General features: G+C 62.3%; 13 protein-coding genes and 1 tRNA gene. All 14 read left to right on the forward strand.

The features are described 5' to 3' along the window. Positions 1 to 54: 54 nt before the first annotated feature. The 14 genes from cpaB to I2D41_RS01340 all read left to right on the forward strand — a co-directional run bounded on the left by cpaB (position 55) and on the right by I2D41_RS01340 (position 10,209). A complete protein-coding gene (gene cpaB / locus I2D41_RS01275; RefSeq protein WP_271741620.1) occupies positions 55 to 714 on the forward strand; it encodes a Flp pilus assembly protein CpaB in 660 nt (219 codons plus the stop codon). Next, positions 714 to 2,363, forward strand: a complete 1,650-nt coding sequence (locus tag I2D41_RS01280; RefSeq protein ID WP_195363284.1) for an AAA family ATPase — start codon at positions 714 to 716, stop codon at positions 2,361 to 2,363. Before cpaB ends, I2D41_RS01280 begins: the two co-directional genes overlap by 1 nt. Beyond that, on the forward strand, positions 2,360 to 3,688 hold the full coding sequence (locus I2D41_RS01285; RefSeq protein ID WP_195363285.1) for a CpaF family protein: 1,329 nt from the start codon (positions 2,360 to 2,362) through the stop codon (positions 3,686 to 3,688). Before I2D41_RS01280 ends, I2D41_RS01285 begins: the two co-directional genes overlap by 4 nt. A gap of 50 nt (positions 3,689 to 3,738) precedes the next feature. Then, positions 3,739 to 4,587 (forward strand): type II secretion system F family protein, encoded by an 849-nt coding sequence (locus I2D41_RS01290; RefSeq protein WP_271741621.1) that lies wholly within the window; start codon positions 3,739 to 3,741, stop codon positions 4,585 to 4,587. Then, the gene (locus I2D41_RS01295) at positions 4,584 to 5,225 is read left to right on the forward strand and encodes a type II secretion system F family protein (protein WP_055250542.1); all 642 of its coding nucleotides are present in this window, start codon (positions 4,584 to 4,586) and stop codon (positions 5,223 to 5,225) included. Before I2D41_RS01290 ends, I2D41_RS01295 begins: the two co-directional genes overlap by 4 nt. Positions 5,226 to 5,235: 10 nt before the next feature. Further along, positions 5,236 to 5,469, forward strand: coding sequence for a hypothetical protein (locus I2D41_RS01300; protein ID WP_148331257.1), 234 nt, complete (start codon positions 5,236 to 5,238; stop codon positions 5,467 to 5,469). Further along, on the forward strand, positions 5,433 to 5,996 hold the full coding sequence (locus tag I2D41_RS01305) for a hypothetical protein (RefSeq protein WP_195363287.1): 564 nt from the start codon (positions 5,433 to 5,435) through the stop codon (positions 5,994 to 5,996). Before I2D41_RS01300 ends, I2D41_RS01305 begins: the two co-directional genes overlap by 37 nt. A 1-nt stretch (position 5,997) precedes the next feature. Beyond that, positions 5,998 to 6,216 (forward strand): hypothetical protein, encoded by a 219-nt coding sequence (locus I2D41_RS01310; RefSeq protein ID WP_006235089.1) that lies wholly within the window; start codon positions 5,998 to 6,000, stop codon positions 6,214 to 6,216. Then, entirely contained in the window at positions 6,152 to 6,688 is a 537-nt protein-coding gene (locus tag I2D41_RS01315) for a TadE/TadG family type IV pilus assembly protein (RefSeq protein WP_195363288.1), read from the forward strand. Before I2D41_RS01310 ends, I2D41_RS01315 begins: the two co-directional genes overlap by 65 nt. Continuing rightward, complete coding sequence (locus tag I2D41_RS01320; RefSeq protein WP_229042036.1) at positions 6,660 to 8,813, forward strand: hypothetical protein; 2,154 nt, start codon at positions 6,660 to 6,662, stop codon at positions 8,811 to 8,813. The genes I2D41_RS01315 and I2D41_RS01320 overlap by 29 nt, the downstream gene beginning before the upstream one ends. Next, positions 8,813 to 9,289: a TadE/TadG family type IV pilus assembly protein gene (locus I2D41_RS01325; RefSeq protein ID WP_195363289.1), complete on the forward strand. Its 477-nt coding sequence runs from the start codon at positions 8,813 to 8,815 to the stop codon at positions 9,287 to 9,289. The genes I2D41_RS01320 and I2D41_RS01325 overlap by 1 nt, the downstream gene beginning before the upstream one ends. Next, positions 9,286 to 9,645 (forward strand): DUF192 domain-containing protein, encoded by a 360-nt coding sequence (locus I2D41_RS01330; protein ID WP_271741622.1) that lies wholly within the window; start codon positions 9,286 to 9,288, stop codon positions 9,643 to 9,645. The genes I2D41_RS01325 and I2D41_RS01330 overlap by 4 nt, the downstream gene beginning before the upstream one ends. Positions 9,646 to 9,728: 83 nt before the next feature. Continuing rightward, positions 9,729 to 10,013 carry an ATP-binding protein gene (locus I2D41_RS01335; protein ID WP_035137167.1) on the forward strand — a complete coding sequence of 95 codons (285 nt, stop codon included), beginning with the start codon at positions 9,729 to 9,731 and terminating at the stop codon, positions 10,011 to 10,013. A 123-nt stretch (positions 10,014 to 10,136) separates the two neighbouring features. Continuing rightward, positions 10,137 to 10,209, forward strand: a tRNA-Phe gene (locus I2D41_RS01340). The last annotated feature ends 37 nt before the right edge of the window (positions 10,210 to 10,246 follow it).

Below are 10,246 nucleotides of genomic sequence, written 5' to 3' on the forward strand. Positions count from 1 at the left end.
CCCAGACAATGGTGGTACGGGCATCCGCCCGGCACTGCCATGAGAGGAGCGGCCGTGAACAAGAGCAAGCGCATCGCCATCAGTCTGGTCGCGGGCGTGCTCGCTGCTCTGCTCTGCATGGTTTACGGCTCGTCGATCCGCTCGCAAGCCGAACAGGTCCAGGCTGAGACCTTGGCCAAGTACGGTGGCGATCGCGTCGAGGTATGCGTCGCGGCGCGTGATATCGATGTGGGCGAGACCCTCGATGAGACCAATGTCATAACCCAAGAATGGCTGACGAGTCTGCTGCCGCGTGACGCGGCGACCGAGCTGCGCCAGGTGCGCGGCGACGTGACGACTTCGCGTATTCCCAAAAACGCCGTGATCTGCAATGTCTACACCAAGGCCGAGAGCCACAAGCTCGAGGTGCCTAAGGGCAAAGTCGCCGTTTCGGTGGCGGTCGATGCCGAGCACTCGGTCGGCGGCGCCACGGGCGTGGGCAGCTACGTGGATGTGTATGTGCAAAAAGACGGCGTAACCGATCGACTGTGCGGCGCGTACGTGATCGATACCAGTGAGGATTCCGGTGCCACGCGCGAGGGCAAGATCGAATGGGTGACGCTGGCGGCTGACCCCGAAGACGTCAAGGAACTGCTGGGAGTCTCGGGCAAGGGAACGGTCAGCTTGACGATTCCCGCCACGGCGCGCGGCAAAAAGAGCGGAGGCGACAAGTGATGAAGGCGATCTGGCTTGCGTGCTGCGCGTGCGGCGATTACGGGCTGTTGCAGCGGGAAGTCGAGGGCCGTGATGCGGGTGCACAGGTGCTTCGCGTAGGTGACCTGGACGGGCTGGTTTCCATGGCTCGGGCGTTTCCGTCGCGCCGCGGGGCTGCCATCATCGCGGCGTCTCTGTTTGATACCGAAGATGTGCGCAAGACTGTTGCGCGCCTGACGGCCGAAGGCCGCGTGAGTCGCGTGGTCGTGTTGATAGAAGCACTCGATCCGTCGGATATCGAGGGGCTGTTTCGCGCAGGGGCGACCGAGGTCATCGCTGCGCACAGTATATGCGGCAACGGGCGCGCGGGCGAGGGAGCGGTTGATTCCGATCGGCGCATGACGATTGAGCCCGATGCTTTTGTTGATAGGGAACCCGGGGCGCCTCGCGCTACAAGAGGCCCGCGTGTTGATGATTATGGAAAAGCGGAAGCCGAGCATGGTCGGCGCCCCCGGAACCCCCTTGTATACGATGACGCTGGAGGGCCGGCGCAGCATGCTGGCGATTCCCCGGCTGTAGATATGGGATACGTGCACGGCGTGAATCTGGCGGATGAACTCGACGAAGTTGAGGGCTTTGCCGGGTGCGGCGAGTTGTCGCTGATGCAGCATGAGCAGATTGCGCAGAACGAGCCTGCCTCGCAGACCGAACAAGCTGACATGCCGGCTTGGACGCAGCGTGTAGTTGCGGCGGGGGAGACGGGGACGCTGTCACCGACGCCCGCCCCGCCGCCTCCGATGCCGCCGGCAGACGCTGCCGCTTCGCCGCATCGAGCTCCGGTCGTCTGCGTCATTTCGGGCTCGGGCGGTTGCGGCAAGTCGACGATCGTTGCCACCATGGCACACGCATCGTCGCTGTTGGGCTTGCGTGCCGCCGTGCTCGACCTGGACCTGATGTTTGGAAACCTTTACGACTTGTTAGGCGTCGATGCTCCGCGCGATATGGCGGCACTTATCGAGCCGTCGGCGGCGGGCACGCTCACCGAGCCGGATATCGTGGCCGCATCGATGCGCGTCGCCCCGGGCGTTACGCTCTGGGGTCCCGTCGCGGCGCCCGAGCAAGCCGAGCTCATGGCACGTCCGGTGGAGCTACTGCTCGATGTCCTGCGTCGCGAATCCGACGTGGTCTTTATCGATACCTCGGTCTTTTGGGGCGACGCCATGGCGGCTGCGGTGGCGGCGAGCGACCGTTGCCTGATCGTTGGCGATGCTGCGGTGTCGTCCGCGACATCGGCGTCGCGCGTCATTGAACTGGCAAGTCGAGTAGGTGTGCCGCGCACGCGCATGAGCGCCGTGTTCAACCGGTTCGGTGCGCGCGGGGCAGACGAGGACGTCGCCATGCGCTTTGAGATTGCCTGTGCGTTGAGCTCCAAGATTCGTATCGCCGATGGCGGGCAGGATCTCGCCGCGCTCATGGCGTTTGGGCGCGCTGACGAGGCAGTGGGGCAGACCAGCGCTTTTGCGACCAGCGTGCGCGAGGCCACGCGCGAGATGCTCGTGGAACTGGGGTGCGCCGTCGGTCCTTGGAGCGATATGGTCGCCGACCGTGCAATGCGAACCGAACGCCCGCGTATTCGCCTTCCCTGGTCGCGCGAGGGTGATCAGCGATGAGCCTGCAAACGAGGATTAAGGCTGCCGGCGTTGCAGCGGCGGCAGCGCCTGTAGATGCGGGGCGTCGCCGCGCGGTGAAACGACGCACCAAGCGCGCCGTGATGGACCGCATGGGTTACGACGAAGTGGCGCGTATCAGCGCCTATGTCGACCCGGCACTTGCCCGCTCGGAATTGCGTCCTGCGGTGGAGGCGGCGCTCAATGTTGAGGAGCCGACCGATCTCGCGACGCCCGAGCGCGAGACCATCATCGACGAGATTTTGGATGACGTGGTGGGCTTGGGGCCGTTGCAGCCGCTCATCGAGGACGACACCGTTACCGAGATCATGATTAACGGCTGCCGCTCGGCTTTCTTTGAACGCGGCGGCGTCTTGCACCCCATCGAGCATGCGTTTGAGGATGATGAGCAGATCCGTGTGCTTATCGACCGCATCATCTCGCCACTTGGCCGCCGTATCGACGAGCGCAGCCCCATCGTCAACGCCCGCCTCAAAACGGGCTATCGCGTCAACGCGGTGATTCCGCCTGTGGCGATTGACGGACCGATTCTCACCATCCGAAAGTTCTCGGACCGCATCTGCTCGCTGGACGAGCTTGTGGGGCTGGGGTCGCTGCCGCTTTGGTATGCGCAGCTGTTGTCGTGCGCGGTGTCGCTGCGACAGGACCTGGCGGTTGCGGGAGGCACGGGATCTGGTAAGACCACCCTGCTCAACGCGTTGTCATGTGAGATTTCCACCGGCGAGCGCATCGTGACGATCGAGGACTCTGCCGAGCTCAAGTTTGCGCATCATCCGCACGTGGTGCGTCTAGAGGCGCGCGAGGCTTCAATTGAGGGCGAGGGCGCGGTGACGATCCGCGACCTGGTGACCAATGCTCTGCGCATGCGCCCCGACCGCATCGTGGTGGGCGAGGTGCGCGGTGCCGAGTGCTGCGACATGTTGCAGGCCATGAACACGGGCCACGACGGGTCGCTCACGACACTTCATGCGGGTTCAGAACAGGAGACCGTGGTGCGTCTGACGTTGCTTGCACGTTATGGCATCGATCTGCCGAGCGAGCTCATCGAGGAGCAGATTGCCATGGCGCTCGACGGCATCGTGATGTCCGAGCGCCACGCCGATGGCAGGCGTTTCGTCTCCTCGTATTCGGGGGTGCGTCGCGCCGCGTCGGGCGGCGTAGAACTCGAGCGCTATGTGACGTTCGATGCCGCCGAGCGAACCTGGACGCTTGACCGCGAGCCGCCGTTTATCGCAGAAGGCCTGCGGTCGGGGACGCTCACACAAGAGGAGGTGGACGAATGGAGGTCGCTGTGCCCCTCGTCGTAGGGGGTTTGGCAGGGTTTTCTGTTGCGACGGCGTGTGGGGCGGAACCTCGTGTGCCACAGGTGCCGCCGGCGGAGCTGGCGCGTCAGGCGCTCGAGACGGTGGCAGAGAAGCTGCCGCGTGAGCTGGTGGAAAACGATCTGCTGAAAAAGATCGCCCGTTCGTGGGCATCGCTGGCTCCGGCGCATCGCCTTGGCCTCGTGATCGAGGATGCTTCGGGGCGTTTGGCGTTTCTGCTGCTATCGAGCGGTGTCTGCTGCGTTTTACTAACGATGGTGTCGTTATCGCCCCTCGGATTTGCCTTGGGACTTGTTGCTCCGATTGCCGTTGGCGCCGCTCGGGATGGCTTTGAGAGCCGGCGCGAGCAACACGATGCAGAAGAGGCCATGCCCGAGGCGTTTACCGCACTTTCCATGTCGCTTGCCTCGGGACATTCGCTGGCCCAGGGCATGCGCTTTGTGGGCGCTCATGCGCAAGAGCCGGTACATACCGAGTTTTTGCGGGTGGCGGCGGCGATCGATTGCGGCATCTCGGCGACCGACGCGCTCGATGACTTGCTCGTGCGCATCGACGCCCCCGGTCTTTCGCTTGTGACCTTGGCGCTTAAGGTGTCACAGCGCACTGGCGCTCCGCTTGCCGACTTACTGTCCGAGGCGTCGAGCATGGTGGGGGAGCGCATTGAGCTCAAGCGCCGCCTGGATGTTAAGACGTCGCAGGCTCGCATGTCTGCGCATATGGTCGCGGCGATGCCGGCGGGCATGTGCGCGGTGTTGGCGCTGCTTTCGGCAGATTTTCGTCGCGGTCTTGCGACGCCTGCCGGCGCGGGCGCTGTGGTGCTGGGTCTTGCCCTCAACGCCGTTGCCCTGGTGGTTATCCGGCGCATTATGAGGGTGGAGCTATGAGCGCCCCAGTTGCAGTTGCGGCTTGCCTGTGCGCCCTGAGTGTATTTGTCGCGACGGGTTTGGATCGGGCGGATGCGCGCAAGATCGCAGGGGCCTGCAAGCGCGAGGCGGTGCTGGTCGCTGCCGCGGGTCGCTCGGTGGTCGATGCCCTGACCGCGCGAGTGAAGGGCGCGGTTGGAGCGGGCGGCCCGGCGCGAGTTTCGCTCGGCGAAGTGTCCGAGATGATCGATGTTGTGCGCTTGGGTCTTTCGGCCGGTCTTTCGTTTGATGCAGCGCTTGAGATTTTCTGCGCCAACCGCCGGTCAGTGCTGGCTCTTCGCCTTGAGCGGGCCTGCATGGCGTGGCAGGTGGGCGTGGGCACGCGTGAGGACGAGTTGTTGGCCGCCGCGCGCGACCTGGACGTGCGAGCGCTCGAGACCTTTGCCATTACGGTGGGGCAGGCACTCGCCCTGGGTGCCCCACTTGCCGAGACGCTGGCCGCTCAAAGTCGCGAGATCCGTGCGGCTCATCGCGCCGCGGTCGAGCGCGAGATCGAGCGTGCGCCCGTCAAGCTGCTGATTCCCACCGGCACGCTCATCTTGCCGGCGTTGCTTCTGTCCATATTGGGCCCGCTGCTGGGAGCAGGCGGGATGATGTAGGGAGGAATACATGAACACGATGACTGACGCTGCTGGCAAGGTCCAGGGCTGGGCGTTTTGCCGGGCGGCATATGTTCGTCAGCGCGCCAAGGAGCTACTGCAGGAGGAGAGTGCACAGGGTACCACCGAGTATGCCATCTTGGTCGGCGTGCTCGTGGTGATCGCGATTATCGCCATCGTCGCATTTAAGGGCAAGGTTAAAGAGCTATGGGATGCGATCAGCGAGGGCATCAACAGCCTGTAGAGGGCGAGCGCTCCATCGGGGTGCTGCTGGTGTTTGCTTGCCTGATCGTGGCGATGGCGGCGGTGCTTTGGGGGCTTAACGCCGCGCGGCAGCAGCGTCCTGGGGCCGCCTTCGATTCGGGCTCAGATTCGGCGGTGGCGTCTCAAAAAGATGAGATGCGAGATGCGGACGATTCGGATGTCGCTGTCACGGCGCAAACCTTTCTGCGGACGCTCGACAAGCGGTCTGGCACTACGACGGATTCGCCTGAGGACAACGCGATTGCGGTCCGGCTTGCATGGTCCGAGGACCGACCGATGACCGAGGCAGCGGCGGATATGTTACGCGCCTACCGCGAGGTGCCAACGGCCCAGCTCGCCCTGAGCGGCTATCTCGATATTAAGGGCAACGTATGGGGCGCCATCGTGCGCGATGGGCGCGGCTGGGTCGATATGGTGACGGTTGCCGCGGATGCTGGCGATGCTTCATGTCGTCTGCGCGCGGTGCGCCTGGTCCCGCAAACAATAAGCTCAAAGGAGGGATCGTGAAATGCATGGCGTTCTGCGTGAAGAGGTTGCCCAAGCGACTGTGGAATACGCCATCGTCACGGTGGCGCTGCTATCGATCGTGCTGGCGATTGCGGGACTTTGGCGTGCTGGCACCGATGGGCGCTTGGCGGCGCTGGTTGAGCGGGCGGCATCCCATGGCGTTGCCTCGATGTCGGTTATCGACGCCGCCGCGGGCGCTAAGGACATCGCGTTGTATTGATATCGCGCACGAGGACCGGGCGCAGTCTACGGTCGAGGCTGCTTTTTTGCTGCCGACGTTTCTGACGCTCATCCTTCTCGCCCTGCAACCGGTGTGCCTGCTTTATACGCGCGCGGTCATGGAGTCTGCCGCCGCCGAGACCGCGCGGCTCATGACCACGACGACGGCGGAGGACGACGATCTTAAGGAGTTCACCCGCCGCCGGCTTGCCGCAGTGCCCAACGTTTCGATCTTTCATGCCGGCGGGCCGTTGTCGTGGGATATCGAGCTTGGCCGGGCCGGTGCGGGTGGCGTCTCGTCCGTGTCCGTTTCCGGCGAGGTCAAGCCGTTGCCTGTGATCGGTGCGTTTGCGCAGGCTATGGGTGGTACCGCCGAGGGCGGCTACGTTGAGCTCAAGGTCGATGTCTCGTATCAATCGCGTCCCGAATGGCTGGAGGGAGATTATGATTCGTGGATTGCTGCATGGGATTAAGCGTTTCTGGTCTAGATGCGTTTTGACGCGCCGTCCGAGCTGCCATCGCAAACGAGGCGGCTTTATGGGCCGCGCCGGTGTCGATCTGTTTATCGAAGACGGTGCCTACACCACGCTTTCTTCTGCCGTGGTCATCCTAGTGGTGCTCACGTTGTTGTTTTCGTCGACCGCGGCGATATGGAGCATGTCGCGTGCCGGGGATACCCAGGTGGCGGCCGATAGCGGCGCGCTGGCGGGTGCCAACGTAGTGTCGTCCTATCACACGGCTGCCACGGTGGTTGATGCGAGCATCTTGAGTCTGGGGCTGGCGGGGTTTGCCACAATCGGGACGGGCCTGGTCGCCATCCTCATCCCAGGTGCCGAACCAGTTGCCGGCAATATGGTCGACACCGGGATTGAGATCATTAAAACGCGCAACAAGTTTGCCAAAAACGCATCGGAAGGCTTACAGAAAATCGAGACGGCTCTGCCATATCTGATCGCCGCGCGTGCCACGCAGGCGGTGTCGGCGCAGGATACCGATAGTGTGGCCTATACCGGTACGGCGCTTGCCGTGCCCAGGACATCCGAATCGGACTTCGCTGCGCTCAAAGGGTCAGAGATCTCGACCGATACCATTAAAGACACATCAGATGATTTAGAGCGTGCGGCCGAGGAGCTGCGGAAGGCTTCTGAGGACACGGCGAAGGCTAAAGAGCGCGCTTGGCTGGCGGATTGTGGTGGATCGGTTCCGGCTTCGGTCGGTAGCTGTTCATGCATGTGGGAACGTGCGAGGAGTTTGGCAAAGCTCTCGGGTGAGCAGAACCCGCATTATGCCTCGAGCATTTCGTGGGAGCCACAGGTGGCGCTCGACCGCGCGAAGACCTACTACCGTCAACGCCTGGCAGACGAAAAACCGCATGGTTCAAGCGTCGAGACGAAGGCGGAGTCGGCGGCGCGCAAGGCGTTTTACACCTATGCGAGTACAGAGGTCAATCGTGCATATGTAACCGAGGACGGAGATGAAGTCGCTTCCTATACCCCGCTGTTGCCGCGCAACACTGACGAGGTGCGAGCGACGGAACTCTATACCGATACGGTGTGGCCAACCAGTGCCATCGATGGCAAGACGTATCTGCATTACGGAACGAGTTGCCCCAACTATAAGAAGGGGGCGCCATGCGGGCTGGCCTCGGTTGCTGCTTATGACGGGCAGGACAAATGCAATAGATGCCATTTTGGTGTTTCGTCGCTCGGTGCCGTTGCGGCTCCTTCGACTTCTATCGAAAACGGCTTTGAGTACCACTTTGATCGATTCAAAGAGGCTCTGGAAGACTACGTCGAATGCCGCAACAAAGAACTCGAACTTGAGCGTCAGACCGAGGATGAGGCCGACCGTGCGGGCAATGCGTTTGACCAGGCCATTAAAGCGCTTTCCGGCGAGCGCCCGCGTATCGCCCCACCTGGCCGTAACGGCGTGGTCGCCTTTGCAGTTTCGGGTGACATTACCAGCCCCGATCAACTTAACTCCTCGTTTAACGCGGCAGTCAGGCTTGGCGATCGCGGTGCTATCTCTGCCGCGGTGCTGGCCCCCGATGAGGCGACGGCGCAAAACAACGTGCTTTCGCGATTTTTCTCGACATTGAAGGAACGCTCGGGCGGCGTTGCCGGCGTGCTCGACGGCGTCATGGATGTTTGGGGACGGCTACTCGTGGGATACGGAGACATCCAAGGTTCGGCCGACGAACTTATGGACGAGATGATTAAAGACCTAGGAGGGGGCGGCGGTGCGTTGGGCTCCATTGCATCGTGGCTCGGCGATACCGTTTCGGCGTCCGTGGCGGCGCTAGGTTTGGAACCGTGCGACTTGCGCCTGCGAAAGCCGGTGCTGACCGATTCCGCCAACGTCATTAAGAGTCCGGGGTCTGACATTGCGGGTCTCTCTCAAACGCAAGACAAACTGCGAAGTATTCCGTTGGGCGTGACCGATCCCAAGGCGCTTTGCGAGGCGTTGGAATATCAAGTCGAACGCACCATTAGCGGTACGGTGTTCACACTTGCGGAGATTCCTCTGCCCGGCGGTGGCTCCATCCCGCTCACCGTCGATGTCGCCACGCTGGTTGGCGCTCTGGGCGGTGGGTCGTAATGAGTATCCGCATGCGTCTGCGCGAGGAGCGCGCCCAAGCGACGGTTGAGATGGCAGTGGTTACGCCCGTTTTGCTGGTGCTGGCACTCATCGTGTACAACGTCATGATCTTTGCCAGCGCTGTCGCGCGCTTCGACCGCGTGGTGCCCGACATCGTGCTGGCGCACGCTGTGGCGCCGGGCGGGGAGGGTGACGAGAGCTCTGCCGATGCCTCGGCGACGGTTCAGACTCAAATTCTGAATGCCATGGAAGGCTATGACTTGCAGATCGAAGTGTCGAGCGAGCAAGGCGCGGAGGCATCGGATGGTGGCCTGCTCTCCCTATCCGGTACGTTTAGGACCTACACCTGCACCATGCACTATGAGCCGTGGCCGACTTCTCTCAGCATCGCTGGCGTTCCGCTGGGGGCGCCGACAACGTTGTCGCACGAGCGCGCGGTGACGGTCGATCCGTGGCGTCCGGGGGTGGTCATGTGACCGCGGTCTCGTCCTACATCGCTTACGCGCGGGCACTCAACAGGCTGGGTTGGACGCCGGCCGAGTTTGTGGTGGCGGAGTCGTTTGCCGTGCGCCTGCGCGGCATGCTGGGACGGCGTCCGGTTGCCGCCAACGGCCTGCCGCTCGTCATGGCGTTTCCACGCTGCTCTTCGGTCCATACGTGTTTTATGGCCTATCCCATCGACATCGCCTTTATCGACGCACGCGGCTATGTCCTCGTATGCTACGAAAACGTACGTCCCTGGCGTATGTGCTCCTGCCCCGGCGCCTGGGCCGTACTAGAGCGTCCTTCAATCATTGTTTCGACCCCTGCTCTCCAACGCGTGCCGGCTTAAGAATTGGCGACAGCTGACTTCCGTCATACGAAATTGGGTAAGTTTGGCAGGAGATTGAACAGGTTCGGCAAAGGGGGTCGATGATGGGCAAGACGTATACGGCCGCTAATGGTCAGGTTGTAACGGATGAAATGATTGACGCGTGGTGCGAGTCGTACGAGCGCGGAGAGTTTCCGGATGGCGAACACACCGTTGGTGGGATCGTGCATGGACGGCCCCCGCTCTCAGGTGAGGGGACGGCAACGCTGTCGGTCAAGATTCCTCTGGGAATGAAGGAGGCCATTCGTCGACGGGCGGCTGCCGAGGGGATGACGCCAAGTGAGTTTGCCCGTGCGGCTCTGAGCGAAAAACTTCTTGCTGCCGGCTGATGCCTCTGACGTGCCGATTTATAGAACCGAGGCTGTGCTCAAAAACTTTTTTAAAATTCTCGGTTGACCGGAACGCGTCCTTGGTTATACTAATCAAGCCTTGAAACAAGGCACACCTCAAATGGCTGGGTAGCTCAGTTGGTAGAGCAGAGGACTGAAAATCCTCGTGTCAGGGGTTCGATTCCCTTCCCCGCCACCTTGAATTGACTAGGACCTCTGCAAAGGGGTCCTTT

It is taken from the genome of Collinsella aerofaciens, assembly GCF_015552075.1.
Classification (GTDB): Bacteria; Actinomycetota; Coriobacteriia; order Coriobacteriales; family Coriobacteriaceae; genus Collinsella; species Collinsella aerofaciens_Y.